16 protein-coding genes and 1 pseudogene are annotated in these 17,815 nt (G+C 70.2%); 16 read left to right on the top strand and 1 reads right to left on the bottom strand.

What is annotated here, in order from left to right; all coding sequences use genetic code 11:
* Positions 1 to 126: 126 nt before the first annotated feature.
* The 12 genes from LK06_RS12680 (at position 127) to LK06_RS12625 (ending at position 11,999) form a co-directional block, all read left to right on the top strand.
* The gene (locus tag LK06_RS12680) at positions 127 to 546 is read left to right on the top strand and encodes an NADH-quinone oxidoreductase subunit A (protein WP_039656317.1); all 420 of its coding nucleotides are present in this window, start codon (positions 127 to 129) and stop codon (positions 544 to 546) included.
* Complete coding sequence (locus tag LK06_RS12675) at positions 537 to 1,139, top strand: NADH-quinone oxidoreductase subunit B (protein WP_039656315.1); 603 nt, start codon at positions 537 to 539, stop codon at positions 1,137 to 1,139. Before LK06_RS12680 ends, LK06_RS12675 begins: the two co-directional genes overlap by 10 nt.
* The gene (locus LK06_RS12670) at positions 1,136 to 2,884 is read left to right on the top strand and encodes an NADH-quinone oxidoreductase subunit C (RefSeq protein ID WP_063891017.1); all 1,749 of its coding nucleotides are present in this window, start codon (positions 1,136 to 1,138) and stop codon (positions 2,882 to 2,884) included. Before LK06_RS12675 ends, LK06_RS12670 begins: the two co-directional genes overlap by 4 nt.
* A complete protein-coding gene (locus tag LK06_RS12665; RefSeq protein WP_039656314.1) occupies positions 2,881 to 3,849 on the top strand; it encodes a complex I subunit 1/NuoH family protein in 969 nt (322 codons plus the stop codon). The genes LK06_RS12670 and LK06_RS12665 overlap by 4 nt, the downstream gene beginning before the upstream one ends.
* Positions 3,850 to 3,929: 80 nt before the next feature.
* A complete protein-coding gene (locus LK06_RS12660; RefSeq protein WP_052270212.1) occupies positions 3,930 to 4,424 on the top strand; it encodes a 4Fe-4S binding protein in 495 nt (164 codons plus the stop codon).
* Complete coding sequence (locus LK06_RS12655) at positions 4,421 to 5,038, top strand: NADH-quinone oxidoreductase subunit J family protein (RefSeq protein ID WP_039656312.1); 618 nt, start codon at positions 4,421 to 4,423, stop codon at positions 5,036 to 5,038. Before LK06_RS12660 ends, LK06_RS12655 begins: the two co-directional genes overlap by 4 nt.
* Entirely contained in the window at positions 5,038 to 5,412 is a 375-nt protein-coding gene (gene nuoK / locus LK06_RS12650) for an NADH-quinone oxidoreductase subunit NuoK (protein ID WP_039656311.1), read from the top strand. Before LK06_RS12655 ends, nuoK begins: the two co-directional genes overlap by 1 nt.
* Positions 5,409 to 7,403, top strand: coding sequence for an NADH-quinone oxidoreductase subunit 5 family protein (locus LK06_RS12645; protein WP_043431933.1), 1,995 nt, complete (start codon positions 5,409 to 5,411; stop codon positions 7,401 to 7,403). Before nuoK ends, LK06_RS12645 begins: the two co-directional genes overlap by 4 nt.
* Before the next feature lie 6 nt (positions 7,404 to 7,409).
* Complete coding sequence (locus LK06_RS12640) at positions 7,410 to 9,038, top strand: NADH-quinone oxidoreductase subunit M (RefSeq protein ID WP_043408851.1); 1,629 nt, start codon at positions 7,410 to 7,412, stop codon at positions 9,036 to 9,038.
* Complete coding sequence (locus LK06_RS12635) at positions 9,035 to 10,558, top strand: NADH-quinone oxidoreductase subunit N (RefSeq protein ID WP_039656304.1); 1,524 nt, start codon at positions 9,035 to 9,037, stop codon at positions 10,556 to 10,558. Before LK06_RS12640 ends, LK06_RS12635 begins: the two co-directional genes overlap by 4 nt.
* Before the next feature lie 188 nt (positions 10,559 to 10,746).
* The gene (htpX, locus tag LK06_RS12630; RefSeq protein WP_039656302.1) at positions 10,747 to 11,610 is read left to right on the top strand and encodes a zinc metalloprotease HtpX; all 864 of its coding nucleotides are present in this window, start codon (positions 10,747 to 10,749) and stop codon (positions 11,608 to 11,610) included.
* Complete coding sequence (locus tag LK06_RS12625; RefSeq protein ID WP_039656300.1) at positions 11,607 to 11,999, top strand: YccF domain-containing protein; 393 nt, start codon at positions 11,607 to 11,609, stop codon at positions 11,997 to 11,999. The genes htpX and LK06_RS12625 overlap by 4 nt, the downstream gene beginning before the upstream one ends.
* Positions 12,000 to 12,232: 233 nt before the next feature.
* Here LK06_RS12625 and LK06_RS12620 read toward each other — a convergent pair whose 3' ends face one another.
* Positions 12,233 to 13,489 carry an APC family permease gene (locus LK06_RS12620; protein ID WP_039656298.1) on the bottom strand — a complete coding sequence of 419 codons (1,257 nt, stop codon included), beginning with the start codon at positions 13,487 to 13,489 and terminating at the stop codon, positions 12,233 to 12,235.
* A gap of 155 nt (positions 13,490 to 13,644) precedes the next feature.
* Between LK06_RS12620 and LK06_RS12615 the strand changes: the two genes are divergently transcribed.
* From LK06_RS12615 to LK06_RS12600, 4 genes and pseudogenes are all read left to right on the top strand, one after another.
* On the top strand, positions 13,645 to 13,911 hold the full coding sequence (locus LK06_RS12615; protein ID WP_039656352.1) for a GlsB/YeaQ/YmgE family stress response membrane protein: 267 nt from the start codon (positions 13,645 to 13,647) through the stop codon (positions 13,909 to 13,911).
* A gap of 271 nt (positions 13,912 to 14,182) precedes the next feature.
* The gene (locus LK06_RS12610) at positions 14,183 to 15,397 is read left to right on the top strand and encodes an IS110 family RNA-guided transposase (protein ID WP_039658118.1); all 1,215 of its coding nucleotides are present in this window, start codon (positions 14,183 to 14,185) and stop codon (positions 15,395 to 15,397) included.
* A 518-nt stretch (positions 15,398 to 15,915) separates the two neighbouring features.
* Positions 15,916 to 17,127: pseudogene (locus LK06_RS12605) on the top strand (helix-turn-helix domain-containing protein).
* A gap of 94 nt (positions 17,128 to 17,221) precedes the next feature.
* Positions 17,222 to 17,815 (top strand): tyrosine-type recombinase/integrase, encoded by a 594-nt coding sequence (locus tag LK06_RS12600; protein ID WP_234367399.1) that lies wholly within the window; start codon positions 17,222 to 17,224, stop codon positions 17,813 to 17,815.

Genomic DNA, 17,815 nt, shown 5'->3' with positions numbered 1-17,815 from the left:
CACGGCGTGACGGGCTGCTTACCGGTTCTTTATCAGGGCCTAGACTCCCGTGCGTACAGATCGCCGAATCACGTTGCATCACAGAGTCCGCCAAGGACACGAGGTCAGGGAGCGAGGGACGAGACGGTGCGGGAGACGTTGGGGGACCCAGCAGCCACCGCCGCGAACGTCATCGCGGCCGGCTATTTCCGGTCCTACTCGGTCGTGGGACTGCTCGCCCTCGTCGGCGTGCTGTTCGTCGTGGTCGCGTTCGGCGCCGGCCGCCTGCTGCGGCCGGTCGTTCCGACCCCCGAGAAACTCCTGACCTACGAGTGCGGCGTCGACCCCGTCGGTGAGGGCTGGGCCCACACCCAGGTCCGCTACTACGTCTACGCCTTCCTCTATGTGATCTTCGCGGTCGATTCGATCTTCCTGTTCCCCTGGGCGACGGTCTTCGCCGCCCCCGGCTACGGCGCGACGACTCTCGTGGAGATGTTCATCTTCCTCGGTTTCCTCGCCGTGGGCCTGCTGTACGCATACAAGAAGGGCGTCCTGGCATGGACGTAAACCCGGACCCCGTTGACCTGCCGGAGCCGAAGCGGCTGGGTGCTCTGGCCCGCCTGGCACCCGAACCGATGAAGGTGGTCCTGAACTGGGGCCGCCGCTATTCGCTCTGGGTCTTCAACTTCGGTCTCGCCTGCTGTGCGATCGAGTTCATCGCCGCGTCGATGGCCCGCCACGACTTCATCCGGCTCGGAGTCATCCCCTTTGCGCCGGGTCCTCGTCAGGCCGACCTGATGGTCGTTTCCGGAACGGTCACCGACAAGATGGCCCCGGCGGTCAAGCGCCTGTACGAGCAGATGCCCGAGCCGAAGTACGTGATCTCTTTCGGGGCCTGCTCCAATTGTGGCGGGCCGTACTGGGACTCGTACTCGGTCACCAAGGGCGTCGACCAGATCATCCCGGTGGACGTGTACGTCCCCGGCTGCCCGCCGCGACCCGAAGCGCTTCTCCAGGGCATCCTCAAACTCCAGGAGAAGATCGCCCGCGAGTCGCTGGGGGAGCGGTACGGCGCCGGTACTGCCCGGCCGTCCGCGGCAGCCCTGCAGAGCGACCTGGTGAAGCCGCCGGCCCCGGCCACTGAGGGGGATGCCCGATGAGCACGGCAGGCTGGCTGCCCGCGCCGACCGAGGAACTCTTCGGTGCTCAAGCCACGGCTGAGGAGTCCTACACCGTCCTGACCGTGGACGTGCCGCCGTCCTCCTGGCTGAGCGCCTTGGAGACGGCCCGTACGGTCTTGTCCTGCACCTACTTCGACTGGCTGAGCGCGGTCGACGAGCCGGGCACCGGTCTTCGGGTGTCCGCCCACGTCGTCGCGCTGCACCCGGTCCGTCGGCTCTTGGTCCGCACAACGGTCCCGTACGGGGCACCGGTTCTGCCGTCGGCCGTCGGCGTCTACGCGGGTGCCGCCTGGCACGAACGCGAGACCCACGAGATGTTCGGCGTCGTCTTCGAGGGCCACCCAGGGTTGGAGCACCTGCTGCTCCCCGAGAACTTCGAGGGGCACCCGCTGCGCAAGGACTTCGTCCTCGCCGCCCGTGTCGCCAAGGCCTGGCCCGGCGCCAAGGAGCCCGGTGAGCCGGCGGCGGGTGGCGCCCACGGCGGCCCCAAACGCCGCCAGACGCTACCCCCGGGCGTGCCCGATCCGAACGAGTGGGGCCCCCTCAAGGGGCAGCTCCCGCCTGCCCCGGCCCGCCCGTCGCGGGCGGCGGGGCGGGCGGCTGGCGAACGGCCCGCCCGCGCGGCCGGGGAGCGCCCGGTCCGGCGCACCCGTACCGCGGCGCAGGGCTCCGCCAGCCAGATGGGCCAGATGGGCCAGACGGGCGGGACTGCCCGGACGGACCAGCCCGGGGAGGGCGCCGCCGCGGGAGCGGCGGGTGCGCAGACCGGAGCCGGGGCCGGTGCGCCGGCCCAGCCGCGTCGGATGAGGAGTGCGAGCGAAGGCTCGGTCAGCCAGACCCCACCGCCGGCCGACGACACGGAGACGCGGAAGCGATCGACAGCCGAGCACGGCACCGACCAGGTGGCAACCGAGGGGGTGGCCGACGAGGCCTCCGCGGCGCACGAGCGCGGCGCCGCGCAGGCGCCGACCGCGCCTGCGCGGCGCGCACGCAGCGTCTCTGAGGGCTCGGCCTCGCAGCGGGCCCGGACTGCCCCGGAACCGGACCGCACCCCCTGGGAACCGGACTCGTTGGAACCGGACTCGGCCGAGCAGGCTGCGGTGGTTGAGCCGACGCACCAAGCCGAGCCGACGCAGTCGGCCGAGTCCGCGCCCGCGGAAGAGAGCGCAGCCGCGCAGCCGCCCCGCGCGGCTCAGCCGAGCACGGTCAGGCGCAGCCTGGACGCCCCGTGGCACCATGCCCGCCCGGCTTTCGGCGAGCCGGAGTCGAAGTCCGAGCCGGAGTCGAAGTCCGAACCGGAGTCCGCGTCGGAGCCGGAGTCCGAGCCGGAGTCCGCGTCGAAGGCTGCACGCGAGCCGGAGCCGGAGTCCGAGCCGGGGGCTGCACGCGAGCCGGAGCCGAAGCCCGAAGCGACGGTTGTGCCGAACACCGAGACACGCTCCGAGGATTCCGCAGGATCCGCGGAATCCGGGAAGCCCCCTGCAGGGCCCGGGGAAACCTCGGTGGCACGCGGGGAACCGCGGAAAACCCGAAGCGAGTCCTCGGAGCCTCGCGCTGAGCCGCGGGAAGCCCCTGCTGGACCTTCGGAGTCCACCGCGGAGTCCCGGGAAACCCCGGGGGAGCCCCGCAAGACCGGGGGGCCCAAGGAACCTGGTAAGCCCGGCAACCCTGGCAAACCCGGCCACTCCAGTAACCCCGGTAACCCCACAGGAGGTCCGCAGTGAACGGCGCGCTGGACGTCGCCCTGCGACTCCTCGTCGTGTTCGTCGTCTTCCTCACCTTTCCCCTGATCGTGGGACAGACCGAGCACAAGGTGATGGCGCACATGCAGGGTCGGCTCGGCCCGATGTATGCCGGCGGATTCCACGGCTGGGCCCAACTCATCGCCGACGGAGTGAAGTTCGCGCAGAAGGAGGACGTGGTTCCGGCAGGCGCCGACCGCCGCGTCTTCCAGATCGCCCCCGCCGTCGCACTGCTGCCCTACCTCCTCGTCCTGCTCGCCATCCCGATCGGCCCGGGCGAAGGCGCCGTCGGTCAGGTCCTGGACGCTGGCGTCTTCTTCGTGCTCGCGGTGATGGGCGTCGGTGTGCTCGGTTCGCTCATGGCCGGCTGGGCCAGCGCGAACAAGTTCTCCCTGCTCGGTGGCCTGCGTACGGCCGCCCAGCTACTCGCCTACGAACTCCCCATGCTGCTGACGGCGGCCTCGGTCGCGATGGCGGCGGGCACGGTCTCACTCCCGGGCATTCTGCACGCCTTCCACTGGTGGTGGGTGCCCTGGCAGATCGTCGGCGCGGTCGTCTTCTTCGTCGCCGGCCTCGCCGAACTGCAGCGCCCTCCGTTCGACATGCCCGTCGCCGACTCGGAGATCATCTTCGGTGCGTACACCGAGTACACGGGCCTGCGCTTCGCGCTGTTCCTGCTCGCCGAGTACGCCGGAATCATCGTCCTGTGCGGGCTGACCACGGTCCTCTTCCTCGGCGGCTGGCACGGCCCCTGGGGTGCCGACGGACTCGGCTGGCTCTGGACGCTGCTGAAGACCGCACTCCTCGCCTTCCTGGTCATCTGGCTGCGGGTCACCTATCCGCGGCTGCGCGAGGACCAGCTCCAGAAATTCTCCTGGACCCTCCTCGTCCCCCTCGCCCTCGCCCAGATCGCCCTCACCGGCATCGTCAAGGTGGTGATCTCCTAGTGGCTGAGTCCCTCCCGCCCACCCGGTCCCGCTTTCCGGGCTCCGGCCTCGCCAAAGGCCTGGCCGTCACCCTGCGCACGATGACGAGGAAGACCGTCACCGAGCAGTACCCGGACGTGCTGCCCGAGCTGCCGCCCCGTACCCGCGGGGTGATCGGCCTGTTCGAGGAGAACTGCACGGTCTGCATGTTGTGCGCCCGTGAGTGCCCCGACTGGTGCATCTACATCGACTCCCACAAGGAGACGGTCCCGCCGGCCGCTCCCGGCGGCCGTGAGCGCAGCCGCAACGTGCTCGACCGGTTCGCCATCGACTTCTCGCTGTGCATGTACTGCGGTATCTGCATCGAGGTGTGTCCTTTCGACGCGTTGTTCTGGTCGCCGGAGTTCGAGTACGCCGAGACCGACATCCACGACCTCACCCACGAGCGGGACAGGCTCCGTGAGTGGATGTGGACCGTCCCGGCCCCGCCCGCCCTGGACCCCGGCGCGGAGGAGCCCAAGGAGATCGCCGCCGCCCGCAAGGCCGCCGAGAAGCTGGCGGCCACACAGGCCGAACCGAAGGAGGACAGGTCGTGAGCCTCGCCGCAGCACAGCACGGTTTCCTGTCCCCGACCGGGGTCGAGATCGCCTTCCTGCTCGTCGGTCTGGTCACCTTCGGCGCCGCCCTCGTCAGCGTCACCACCCGGCAGTTGGTGCACGCAGCCCTGTGGCTCGTGGTCGCCCTCGGCGGTCTCGCCGTGGAGTACCTGCTGCTCACCGCCGAGTTCATCGCCTGGGTCCAGGTCCTGATCTACGTCGGTTCCGTCGTCGTCCTCCTCCTGTTCGGTCTGATGCTCACCAAGGCCCCCATCGGCCGCTCTCCGGATGCTGACTCCGGCAACCGCTGGGCCGCCCTGACCGTTGCGGTCGCCGCCGCCGTCGCCCTGGTCTGGGTGGTGGTGGACGCCTTCCGTGCCACCTGGATCGCACTGGACGGCCCGCCCGCCGGCAGCACCCGAGTCACCGGCGCGAGCCTGTTCCGGCACTGGGTACTGCCCTTCGAGGCACTGTCCGTCCTGCTTCTGGCGGCCCTGGTCGGTGCGATCGTCCTGTCCCGCAAGGCCAAGGCGGGCTCGGACACCCCGGACGCGGTCACCGCCGGTCGGGCGGCGACCGTGGACACACCCGGCGAGAAGGAAGGCGCCCGCTGATGCACCTCGCCTATCCCGCCGTTCTCGCCGCCCTGCTCTTCTGCACCGGCCTGTACGGCGTCCTCGCCCGCCGCAACGCGATCCTGGTCCTGATGTCGGTCGAGCTGATGCTCAACGCAGTCAATCTCAACCTGGTCGCCTTCGATGTATGGCTCAGCCGGGCTGCCGAGGAGACGCTCCACTCCGGCCAGGCGCTGACGCTGTTCACCATCGCCATCGCCGCCGCCGAGATCGGCATCGGCCTCGCGATCGTGCTCGCCGTCTACCGCAACCGCGGCACCTCCGACATCGACAGACTCCGCGACACCACCGAAGGACCCGAGACCGAGCGCCCCGGTGCCCCCGCGGTCGAGAAGGCTGAGGCCACCGCGTGACCACGACCACCCTCGCCGTCCTCGTCCCCCTTCTGCCGTTCCTGGGAGCCACGGCCGGCCTGCTGCTCGGCCGCACCACCCCCGGCTACGTCCGTCCGCTCGCCGTGCTGCCGCCGCTCGCCTCGCTGGTGCTGGCCGCGCTGGTCGCCGTGCGCCAGGGCGGCGGCCAGGCCGTCGACGCCCACACCGAACTGACGCCCACCGGGTCCGTTCCGATCGATCTGGCCCTGCACATCGACGGCTTCGCCGCGCTCGTCGCCATCCTGGTCGCCTTCGTGGCGACCTGTGTGCAGATCTACTCGACGGGCTACCTGCGTGACGACCCGCGCTACCCCTCCTACGCCGCTCTCGTCTCCCTGTTCACCTCCGCGATGCTCCTGGTCGTCTACTCCGGCGACCTGATCGTGCTGCTGGTCGGCTGGGAAGTCATGGGCATCTGCTCCTACTTCCTGGTCGGCCACTACTGGGAGACTCCCGAGGCCCGTGCCGCCTCCCTGAAAGCATTCCTGGTCACCAAACTCGGCGACGTGCCGTTTCTGATCGGCCTGTTCGCGTTGGGCACCGACGCCGGCTCCTTCCGCATCACCCGTGTCCTCGGCACCGTCGCGGCCGGAGGCCTCCACCACCCGACGCTGGTCGCCCTGCTGCTACTCGCGGGTGTGGCCGGCAAGTCGGCGCAGTTCCCGCTGCACACCTGGCTGCCGGACGCGATGGCGGGCCCCACGCCCGTCTCGGCGTTGATCCACGCCGCCACGATGGTCGCCGCCGGCGTCTACTTCATCGCCCGTCTCCTTCCCGTCTTCGAGGCGTCCTCGGCGGCGATGGTGGTCCTCGCCGTCATGGCCGCCGTCACGATGACCGGCTCGGGTCTCGCCGCGCTCGCCCAGGACGACATCAAGCGCGTCCTCGCCTACTCGACGATCGGCCAGCTCGGCTACATGACCGGCGCCCTCTCCGTCGGCGCCCGCGGCGCCGCCGTCTTCCACCTCCTGTCCCACGGCGCCTTCAAGGCGCTGCTCTTCCTCGCCGCCGGTGTGGTCATCCACGCCGCCGGCACCAACTCGCTGGCCGCCATGTCCCGCATGCACGGTCTGCGGGACCGCGTCCCGGACGCCTACTGGACGATGACCGTGGCACTGCTGGCGCTCGCCGCGGTCCCGCCGTTCAGCGGCTTCTTCTCCAAGGAGTCCGTCCTCGGCGCCGCCGAGGACGCGGCCACCGGTCACACCGGGCACGCGCCCGGCGCGGCGGGCTGGCTCGTCCTCGTCGCGGGCCTGGTCACCGCCCTGCTCACCGCCGCCTATGCCACCCGGCTGTGGCTGCTGGCCTTCTGCGGGCGGGGTGCCGAGGCCCCCGACCACGGCCGCCAGCCGCGGACGATGACCGTGGTGCTCTGGGTCCTCGCGGTGCCGTCACTCGCCTTCGGCGGGCTCGCCTACCGGGCGCTGCCCGACTGGTTCGACGGCCGTGATCTGACCCCGACCCTCCTCACCTCGATCCTGGGTACGGGCCTGGCCCTGGTCGGCGGACTGCTCACCTACGGCGCCTGGCAGCGCACCAGCGTGCTCGCCGCCCGCACCCCGCTCGGCGCGGTCGCCGCCCATCCCGAAGGGGACGCCGGACTGGTCGAGGCCGAGGCCATCGCCACCCACAAGCCGGCCTACGGCGACATCGCCTACGCCCCCGATCCGGCGGACCCCGGGCGACTGCTACTCGGTCCGCTGCACCGGCACGCGGCCATGGACTTCCATCTGGACGCCGTGTACGCGGCACTGTTCGTCCGTCCGGTCCAGGCCGGGGCCAGCCTGGTCCGGTTCCTCGACCGTGAGGTCATCGACACCTACGTCCGCGGCGCCGCGGCCCTGCCCCGGCTGCTCGGGGCCGCAGCGCGGCGAGCCCAGACCGGCAATGTGCAGACCTACGTGAGCGCGCTGCTCGCCGGCACCGTCGTCCTGGCGGTCGCCGTCGTCCTCGCCGCCACGGGAGCGTGAGCAGGCGTGATCGATATCAACGAGTCCGTGATGCAGTTCCTTCTGGCGTTCGTCGTCCTCGGCCCGCTCATCGGTGCCGTCGCCGCTCTCCTTCCGTCCCGCCCGTCGTCCGACCACCGCCCTTCGACGAGCCACTCCGCGACGCCCCCTCCCGCCACCAGACTGGAGGGGAAGACACCCGAGCAAGCCGTGCTCCGGCGCGGGGTGACCGCGACCGGCGCGGTTCTCGTCGCCGCGCTCGTCCTCGCGCTCGGCTTCGACCTCGACCATCCGTCGACGATGCAGGCCACGACCGACATCAGCTGGATCCCCGCACTCGATGTGCGGATCCACCTCGGCATCGACGGCATCTCCCTCCCCCTCCTGGTCCTGACCGCGCTGCTGACCTTCCTCTGCGCGCTGTACTCCTACTTCAAGCCGCCGTCGGGCCCGTCCCCGAAGGCGTTCGTCGCGCTGCTGCTCCTCCTCGAAACCGGCACCCTCGCGACCTTCGCTGTCCTCGACCTGCTGCTCTTCTTCCTCGCGTTCGAGACGGTGCTCATCCCCATGTACTTCCTCATCGCCCGCTGGGGCGGCGAGGGCCGGACCCGGGCGGCGTGGAAGTTCATCCTGTTCACGCTGCTCGGCTCCGTCATCATGCTGCTGGGCCTGCTCCTGATCGGGATCAAGGCCGGCACCTTCGACATGGTGGCACTCGCCACTGACAACGGCTCGTCACTGACCACGCCCGTGCAGGTGGCCGCCGTACTGGCGATCGGGATCGGGCTCGCGGTGAAGACGCCGATGTGGCCGCTGCACAGCTGGCTGCCGGAAGCCCACACCGCCGCGCCGACCGTCGGCTCCGTCCTGCTGGCCGGCGTCCTGCTGAAGATGGGCACGTACGGGTTCGTCCGCATCCTGTTGCCGGTCACGCCGAACGGCTTCCACACCTTCGCGCCCTATCTCGCCGCCTTCGCCGTCATCGGGATCATCTACGGATCCCTGGCCTGCCTGGCCCTGGCCAAGCCGGGGGCGAAGGGCGACCTCAAGCGGCTGATCGCCTACTCCTCGGTCGGCCACATGGGCTTCGTCCTGCTCGGCATCGCCACCATGACCCCGACCGGGGTGAACGGCGCGCTCTTCGCCAACATCGCCCACGGCCTCATCACCGGCCTGCTGTTCTTCCTGGTCGGTGGGCTCAGGGACCGAACGGGCAGCACCGACCTCGACACACTCGCCGAGGAGACCGGTGCCGCTCTGTACGGCAGGGCACCGCGCCTCGGCGGGCTGCTCGCCTTCGGCGCGGTCGCTTCGCTCGGTCTGCCCGGACTCGCCGGGTTCTGGGGCGAGATGCTGGCCCTGTTCGGGTCGTTCGAGCCCGCCGCAGGCCTCAGCCGCCCCGCCTACCTGACCTTCATGGCGATCGGCGCGTTCGGCACGTTGCTGACGGCCGCGTACATGCTGATCGTGGTCCGCCGGATCTGTATGGGGGCCGCGGAGCGGGAAGTCCCGGCCCTCGCCGACGTGCACGGGTACGAGTTCGCCGCCTGGACCCCGCTCGTCACCCTCACCGTCGTCGCCGGACTGTGGCCGAAGGTCCTGCTCGGCCTGACCGACCCGGCCGTGCAGCAGCTTCTCGCAGGAGGCACCCGATGAGCGCCCTGGCCCAGCCGCTCGCCCAGTCGGTGGTCCAGTCCGTCGACTGGCTCGCCATCGCTCCGCCCACGATCGCCGCCGCCGTGGGCCTCGTCGTCCTCGTCGCCGACCTGTTCCTGCCCGAGGCCAGGAAGACCGTGCTCGGCTGGATCTCGATCGCGGGCCTGGCCGCGGCGGCCCTGCTGCTCCTGCCGCTCCTCGACGGCGACCGCAGCACCTTCTGCCTGACCGGCCAGGCGCGCGTGTGCAGCTACACCGCCGACCGGTTCACGCTCGTCATCCAGTTCCTGGTCCTCGGCGGCGCGCTGCTGGCGGCCCTGCTGTCCGTCACCAACCTCGACGACGAGCGCCGGCGGCTCCCCGCGGGCGAGTTCTGGTTCCTGCTGTTGTCCTCAGCGGCAGGCGCCGCGCTGCTGCCCGCCTCCCGTGACCTGGCCACCCTGGTCGTGGCCCTGGAGGTCGCCTCGCTGCCCGCCTTCGCCCTCGTCGGCATCCGACACGGCGACAAACGGTCCTCCGAGGCCGCCCTGAAGTTCTTCCTGTCCTCGGTCACCGCCACCGCGGTCAGCCTGATGGGCATCAGCTTCGTCTACGCGTCCACCGGTTCCCTCTACCTCACCCAGATCGCCGAGCGCCTGCCCCACGTCGACGGACAGCTGCACAGCCTCGCCCAGACCGGTGTCGTCCTCACCCTCGTCGGCTTCGCCTTCAAGACGGCCGCCGTGCCCTTCCACTTCTGGGTGCCCGACACCTACGTGGGCGCGCCGCTGCCCGTCGCCGCCTACCTGTCGGTGGTCGGCAAGGCGGTCGGTTTCTCCGGCCTGATCCTCGTCACCGTCGTCGCGTTCCCGTCGTACGCCGACGTCTGGGGGCCCGCGCTCGCCGTCCTGGCCGCCCTCACCATGACCATCGGCAACGTCGGCGCCCTGCGCCAGCAGGCCACGCGCGCGTACAGCGCCGTGCGGTTGCTCGCCTGGTCCTCCGTCGGCCAGGCCGGCTATCTGCTGGTGCCGATCGCCGCCGCCGGTTACGCCGAGGCCCCCCGGAAGGTGATCGGCTCGACACTCGCGTACGCCCTGATGTACGCCGCCGTGAACCTCGGTGCCTTCGCGGTGGCCGCCCTGGTGGGCCGCAGCAGGCCGTTCAACCGGATCAGCGACTACCGGGGCCTGTCCGCCGCCAACCCGCTCACCGCGCTCCTCCTGGCCTTCTTCCTGCTGTGCCTGGCCGGGTTGCCGCCGGGGGTTATCGGCCTGTTCGCCAAGGTCACCGTGTTCTCGGCGGCCGTCGACGCGGGCCTGGGTTGGCTGGCCGTCGTCATGGCCGTCAACGTCGTGATCGCCCTCTTCTACTACCTGCAGTGGACGGCCCTGCTGTTCCGAGCCCCCGAGGGCGAGCCTGCCCGGCACCGTTCTCCGGCCCCCCTCACGGCCGCCATCGCCCTCACCGGCGTGCTCGGTGTCGTCCTGTCCGGAGCACCCGAGCTCATCCTCCGCTTCACAGTCACCGGATTGTTCTGAGGAGCCGGCACGCGCGCGTGGACACCGCTGCCGCCATGCGCGCGCGGCCGAACGTGCACGTCACCCGTACGGCTGAGCCGCACCACCGTCGGCACCGGGGAACTCGCGGTCGTCGCCTGGCGTTGTCAGAAACGGGAGGGTCCACTGGACCAAAGTGTTCCCCAGCTGCACGATTTGGAGGGCGCACGGTGCACCGCCGGCACAACGGGCTCAGGACCGCGGTACTTCTCGGGGGACTGTCCGCACTCATCATCGTCATCGGCAGCTTCTTCGGTCGCACCGGACTGATCATCGCCGTCCTGATCGCCCTCGGCACGAACGCGTACGCGTACTGGAACAGCGACAAGCTGGCGCTGCGCGCGATGCGGGCCCGACCGGTCAGTGAGTTCGAGGCCCCGGCGCTCTACCGGATGGTGCGCGAGCTCTCCACGCAGGCCCGCCAGCCCATGCCCCGGCTGTACATCTCACCGACCGAGGCGCCCAACGCCTTCGCCACGGGCCGCAATCCACGCAATGCGGCCGTCTGCTGCACCGAGGGCATCCTTCGCCTCCTGGACGAGCGCGAACTGCGCGGCGTCATCGGCCACGAGCTGAGCCACGTCTACAACCGGGACATCCTCATCTCCTCGGTTGCCGGAGCCCTCGCCTCGGTGATCATGTTCCTGGTGAACTTCGCCTGGCTCATCCCGGTCGGCCGCTCGGACGACGACGACGGCCCCGGCCTGATCGGGCTGCTGCTCATCATGATCCTGGGCCCGCTCGCCGCCTCCCTGATCCAACTGGCCATCAGCCGCTCCCGGGAGTACGAGGCGGACGCCTCGGGCGCCCAGCTCACCGGCGACCCGCTCGCCCTCGCCAGTGCCCTGCGCAAACTGGAGAGGGGCACACAGCAGCTGCCGCTGCCGCCCGAACCCCGGCTCGAGACTGCGAGTCACATGATGATCGCCAACCCGTTCCGTCCCGGTCAGGGACTAACGAAGATGTTCTCCACCCACCCACCCATGGCGGAGCGCATCACCCGGCTCGAAGAGATGGCAGGTCGTTACCAGTGAAGACCATCCTGAATGTCATTTGGCTCGTCCTGAGCGGCTTCTGGCTATTCCTCGGCTATCTGCTCGCGGGCGTGTTGCTGTGCATCACGATCATCGGCATCCCCTTCGGGATCGCCGCGTTCCGCATCGGCGTCTACGCCCTGTGGCCCTTCGGCTACACCACGGTCGAGCGTCGCGACGCAGGTGCCCCGTCCTGTATCGGCAACGTCCTGTGGCTGGTCCTGGCCGGCTGGTGGCTGGCGCTCACCCACATCGTCACCGGCGTCGCCCTGTGCCTCACGATCATCGGCATCCCGTTCGGCATCGCCAACTTCAAGCTGATCCCGGTCTCCCTGCTGCCGCTGGGCCGCGAGATCGTCCGGACGGACCAGCCGTTCGCGACCCGCTGAGCAGGCCGGCGGGCCCGGAGTCGGTGGAGATCCGGCACGGTGGTGTGAGACTTCGGCCGGAGCCGGAGCCGGAGCCGGAGCCGGAGCCGGAGCCGGACCCGGAGCCGGGGCCGGGGCGATCCGGTGGCTCTGCCTGCCGGTGTGAGGCCCCCGCCGAGTCCGGAGGCTTTGCCGGCGTGGAGACCGGGCAGGCCACGGGAAGCCGCCGGCCTGTCACGTCACGTCTCGTCACGTCACGCGGCGGCGTGCCGCCCTGTCCACCAGCGCTTTGCGGCATAGGCCCCCACGCCCACTGCCAGCACACCCGTTCCCACGGTCACCGAGGCCGCGGGCAGCGCGAACGCCAGCGTGGCGCAGCCCAGCAGGCCCACCACCGGCACCACGCGGGAGGGTGTGGTCCGGCTCAGCGTCCACGCTGACGCGTTGGCGACGGCGTAGTAGACCAGCACGCCGAAGGAGGAGAAACCGATCGCGCCGCGTACGTCCACCGTCGCAGCCAGCACGACGACCACCGCGCCCACGGCCGACTCTGCCCGGTGCGGAACCCGGAACCGCGGGTGCACGGCTGTCAGCGCCCCCGGCAGGTGCCCGTCCCGGGCCATGGCGAGCGTCGTACGGGACACTCCGAGGATCAGTGCGAGCAGCGAACCCATGGCGGCCAGGGCTGCCCCCACCCGCACCACGGGCACCAGCCCCGGTGCCCCGGCCGCCCGGACGGCTTCGGCCAACGGAGCAGCCGCGAGCCCCAGCCGATTCGCGCCGAGGATGCCGAGCACTGCGACGGCCACGCTCGCGTACACCAGCAGGGTGATGCCCAGGGCCAGCGGGATCGCGCGTGGAATCGTCCGCGCCGGCTCGCGGACCTCCTCACCGAGGGTAGCGATCCGCGCGTACCCGGCGAACGCGAAGAACAACAGCCCGGCGGCCTGGAGGACACCGCCGGCGCCTGACGGCAGTCCGATGTCCAGCCGCCCGGCATCGACCCGCCCAGAGGCGAGACAGGCGACCACCACGGCCGCGAGAACAGTCAGTACCACGGTCACGATCACCCGGGTCAGCCATGCCGACTTCTGGATGCCGCCGTAGTTGACGGCGGTCAGAGCCACCACCGCCGCGACCGCCACCGTGTGCGCCTGCCCTGGCCAGACATACGCGCCCACCGTGAGTGCCATGGCCGCGCAGGAGGCCGTCTTGCCGACCACGAACGCCCATCCGGCGAGATACCCCCAGAAGGCGCCCAGCCGCTCCCGCCCGTATACGTACGTGCCGCCCGAGGCCGGATAGTGCGCAGCGAGACGGGCCGAGGACATGGCGTTGCAGTAGGCCACCACGGCGGCGACGGCCAGACCCGGCAGCAGCCCCGACCCGGCCGCGCGCGCGGCGGGCCCGAACGCCGAGAAGACGCCCGCCCCGATCATCGAACCGAGGCCGACGACGACGGCGTCCCGCACTCCGAGGGTGCGTCGCAGTGCAGTGCCGGAGCTTGTCATGTGCCGCACCCTACTGACCGCCGCAACCAGGTGGCGGACCCCTGGCGTCTTCTTCACCGACGCGGTACGAACAAGCGCACGACGCACAGGGTGTCCTCACGGAAAACTCAAGGGCCGAACAGTGCGGGCACAGCATGGAAGGGCAGGCTCACGGCATGAGCATCATCGGTTGGATCATTCTGGGACTGCTGGCCGGGGCCATCGCCAAAGTCCTGCTGCCAGGCCGCGACCCCGGCGGTTTCATCGGCACGACCCTCATCGGCATCGCGGGTGCGTTCATCGGCGGCTGGATCTCGGCCCGCTGGCTGCACCACCCAATCACGAAGAACTTCTACGACGGTGCCACCTGGGCCGCGGCGATCGGCGGTTCCCTGGTGTTGCTGATCATTTACCGCGTCCTCTTTGGTAACTCACGCGACTGAGCGCGGCCCCCGTTATGTTCTTGGCGGTCCTGCAAGAGGACCGCTGGCCTCCGGGCCCGGCATGACTGTGTCCCCCTGTCGAACGGATGACCTGGGGGGTGGTGTCACCGGGCCCGGGAGGTGTTCGTCGGAGACGCTGATGAGAGGTCCGGCCACCGTCCGGTCCGGCGCAATGCCGGGCAGTTCGCGGGCGGCAGGTCTGCATAACGTGGATGCGCGCGTACGACACCGCTGCCGAGGTCGGCACGTTCAACTCCCTGGGAAGGGCGCGATGTTCGACACCGAAGACGTGGGCGTGTTCCTCGGCCTGGACGTCGGCAAGACGACCCACCACGGCCACGCGCTCACGCCGGCCGGCAAGAAGGTCCTCGACAAGCAGCTGCCGAACAGCGAGCCGAAACTGCGGGCCGTGTTCGACAAACTGGCCGCGAAGTTCGGCACCGTGCTGGTGATCGTGGACCAGCCCGCCTCCATCGGCGCCCTGCCCCTGACTGTCGCCCGGGACGCAGGCTGCACCGTCGCCTACCTGCCCGGACTCGCGATGCGGCGGATCGCCGACCTCTACCCGGGCGAAGCCAAGACCGACGCGAAGGACGCCGCGGTCATCGCGGATGCGGCCCGCACCATGCCGCACACCCTGCGCTCGCTGGAGCTCACCGACGAGATCACCGCCGAACTCACGGTCCTCGTCGGCTTCGACCAGGACCTCGCCGCCGAGGCCACCCGCACCAGCAACCGGATACGCGGACTGCTCACCCAGTTCCACCCCAGCCTGGAGCGCGTTCTGGGTCCCCGCCTCGACCACCAGGCCGTCACCTGGCTGCTGGAACGCTACGGTTCCCCGGCCGCACTGCGCAAAGCCGGACGCCGCAGGCTCGTCGAGCTCATCCGGCCCAAGGCCCCGCGCATGGCCCAGCGGCTGATCGACGACGTCTTCGAGGCATTGGACGAGCAGACCGTCGTGGTCCCGGGCACCGGCACCCTCGACATCGTCGTGCCCTCCCTGGCCCGCTCGCTCGCCGCTGTCCACGAACAGCGCCGGGCCCTGGAAGCCCAGATCAACGCCCTGCTGGAGGCCCACCCTCTTTCCAAGGTCCTGACGTCGATGCCCGGCGTCGGCGTCAGGACCGCCGCCGTCCTGCTGGTCACCGTCGGCGACGGCACCAGCTTCCCCACCGCCGCCCACCTGGCCTCCTACGCGGGCCTGGCCCCGGTCACCAAGTCGTCCGGAACGTCGATCCACGGCGAACATGCCCCCAGAGGCGGCAATCGGCAGCTCAAACGCGCGATGTTCCTGTCCGCGTTCGCCGCCCTGCACGACCCCGCCTCCCGCACCTACTACGACAAGCAACGCGACCGCAACAAGACCCACACCCAGGCCCTCCTACGCCTCGCCCGCCAACGCATCAGCGTCCTGTTCGCGATGCTCCGCGACGGCACCTTCTACGAACCCCGCGATCCGAAGGACGTCGAGCTCGCCGCGTGACCCCAGCAACGCCAAACCACCCAAACCCGACACAGGCGCCTTGACGAAAGACATAGAGGCACCCCCCCCCGCAGCGCCGCAGCGGGGATCGCAGAAGGGTGGGCACCCGGCCGCGCGTTCGGCTCCAGGTGCCCACCCTCTCCGCTCATGTCCCTCTGTCCCCGGCCGGAGCCGGACCCCGCCGGGGACCGTGGGAGTCCTAGCGGTAGTTCACGAACTTCCCGCCATGATCGTCTGACCTGGGCAGACGTCAGAATAGGCGCTCTGACCTGCGGTAATCACTTTCGGTGGTTGCCGCAGGTTTTCGTGTTTTTCTGAGGCCATGTGCCCTCGCTGTGCCCCCGCCCGGACGGGGGACGCCGCCGCTCGGTGTTGCGGCGGCATGAGGCGGGAACGCTCATCTGAGGCCGGGTGCCGAGTGCGCCCTGCCCTGCGTCTGTTCCGTTCGCCCCGGGCGCCCGGGTGTCGGGACCTACCATCGGAGTTATAGCAGCCTGAGCAAACGCACTGGGGTGATCGTGAGCAACTGGGCCGACCTTACGAACGGGCAGCGCATCAAGCACCTCCGGGGCTCCGATCTGACGCAGCAGGGACTCGCGGACGCCGCGGGGGTTTCGCTCGCCCTGGTGCAGAAAGCCGAGCAGGACCGCGGCGAGCTGTCGGTGGGTTCGCTGCTCAAATTCGCCCACGCGCTGAACACGGACGTATCCGTGATCCTGGGACAGCAGGCACCGCGCCGGGGCATGGACCAGGGCGACCGCGCCGCCCTGCGCCAACTGTCCGACGCCGTGCACGAGAGCGCCCTCGGCGAGTGGGAAGCCATCGAGGACCCGAGCACCGCCGAGGACTTGAGCGAGGCCCGCGACCGTGCGTGGGACGCCTACTGGGCGAGCGACACGACGAAGGTCAGTAGCTACGCCTCCAAAGTCCTCATGGAAGGACAGGTCCGGTACGCGAGCGCTACGGGCAGCGAGCGCGAGCAGTTGGGATCGATCCTGGCGAGCACCTACCGCGTAGCCGCGTCCTGCTCGAACGGATTCGGGCAACGCGACCTTGCGTTGAGCGCGCTCACGTCGGCGAAGCACCTCGCGCGGGAAGTCGATGACCCCGTGATGACGGCACTGCTGGAGTCCACGCTGTCGTGGATCTACCTGCGCGGCGCCAAGCTGCCGCGCGCCGTCGCCGTGGCCGAGCGGGCGGCACTGGCAATCGAGCCGTCGTTCAGCAACGGGTCATGCCCGTAGTTGCTCGCATACGGGCGGCTGATGATCTCCGCGGCCGTGGCAGCGTCGCGGCGGGAGAACGAGAGCGCGGCCGACGACTACATCTCACAGGCGCACGCCGCAGCGGCGAGGCTCGGACGAGACGAGAAGGTGTACGGGACCAGCTTCGGCCCAACGGCGGCGAAGACCGAGGCGGTTGGAATCCACGTCGCCCTGAAGAACTACGGGCGCGCGCTGAAGCTCGCCAGTCACCCCGACATGAAGAAGCTGCCCAAGTCCATGTCGAAGGTGGCCCGCAACCGCTACAAGCTCGACGTCGCCCTTGCCCAGTGCGCGGCCGGCCTTCACGACCAGGCCGGAGACACGCTGATCGAGGTAGCGCTCGACGCTCCGGAGTGGGTCAAGCATCAGGCGTTGCCGGGCGTCATCGGTAAGCGCCTTGCGAAGGTGTCCACGGCGCGCGTGCGGAACATCAGCGCACTCATCGGCATGCCCTTGATCGCGTGAGTCCTACGGAGCGTAGGAGCGCGAGCCCGCCAACCACGCCCGGTCGTACGCCTCATCACTTCACCGTGGGTGATCGCACGGGCACGATTGATGCATGGTCAGTGTCGAGAGCGGACAGAGGCAGGGGCGGGCGAGGGTCCGCCGAACCGAAGGCGACCTGAGACGGCGACAGGCACTCGCGGACGCGGCAGCGGGCATCAGGCCGGGTGAGGCCGACGTGCCGGCCGAGGCGGCGAAAGTCGAGCGGTTCCGCTGCGTGATCTACCTGTGTGGTGCCCCCAACACGGACATCACGGCGCCTCGCCAGCACCGCGAAGTAGTCCGCCGCGGCGCCTGGTCGCAGGTGTGGGGGAGGACACGCAGGCTCGCAGCCGACGCGCTCGCCGAGGCGTACGACACCGCGCACACGGCGTGGGTTCGCAGTGGCAAGCCCGAGGGCCGCGAACCGGCCCGCGTCACCATTCCCGACGGCGCCAGCCTGCACGACCTACGGCACTTCTACGCGTCGCTCCTCATCAAGCACGGGGAGAACGTCAAGACCGTGCAGAAGCGCCTCGGGCACACCAAGCCGTCGATCACGCTCGACACGTACACGCACCTGTGGCCCGACGAGGAGGACCCAACGAGGGCGGCGGTCGAGGCCGTTCTCGGCGATGTGCCCCCGTTGTGCCCTGCGACGTCTGCCTAA

The organism is Streptomyces pluripotens, assembly GCF_000802245.2.
In the GTDB taxonomy this organism is placed as follows: domain Bacteria; phylum Actinomycetota; class Actinomycetes; order Streptomycetales; family Streptomycetaceae; genus Streptomyces; species Streptomyces pluripotens.
Note: the sequence above shows the minus strand (reverse complement) of the source record. Positions and strands in the feature narration are given on the sequence as shown.

Coding starts and splice junctions, on each gene's coding strand:
- LK06_RS12675 (WP_039656315.1), top strand. CDS start 537: ATGGACGTAAACCCGGACCCCGTTGACCTGCCGGAGCCGAAGCGGCTG.
- LK06_RS12670 (WP_063891017.1), top strand. CDS start 1,136: ATGAGCACGGCAGGCTGGCTGCCCGCGCCGACCGAGGAACTCTTCGGT.
- LK06_RS12660 (WP_052270212.1), top strand. CDS start 3,930: ATGACGAGGAAGACCGTCACCGAGCAGTACCCGGACGTGCTGCCCGAG.
- nuoK (WP_039656311.1), top strand. CDS start 5,038: ATGCACCTCGCCTATCCCGCCGTTCTCGCCGCCCTGCTCTTCTGCACC.
- LK06_RS12635 (WP_039656304.1), top strand. CDS start 9,035: ATGAGCGCCCTGGCCCAGCCGCTCGCCCAGTCGGTGGTCCAGTCCGTC.
- LK06_RS12620 (WP_039656298.1), bottom strand. CDS start 13,489: ATGACAAGCTCCGGCACTGCACTGCGACGCACCCTCGGAGTGCGGGAC.
- LK06_RS12615 (WP_039656352.1), top strand. CDS start 13,645: ATGAGCATCATCGGTTGGATCATTCTGGGACTGCTGGCCGGGGCCATC.
- LK06_RS12610 (WP_039658118.1), top strand. CDS start 14,183: ATGTTCGACACCGAAGACGTGGGCGTGTTCCTCGGCCTGGACGTCGGC.
- LK06_RS12600 (WP_234367399.1), top strand. CDS start 17,222: ATGGTCAGTGTCGAGAGCGGACAGAGGCAGGGGCGGGCGAGGGTCCGC.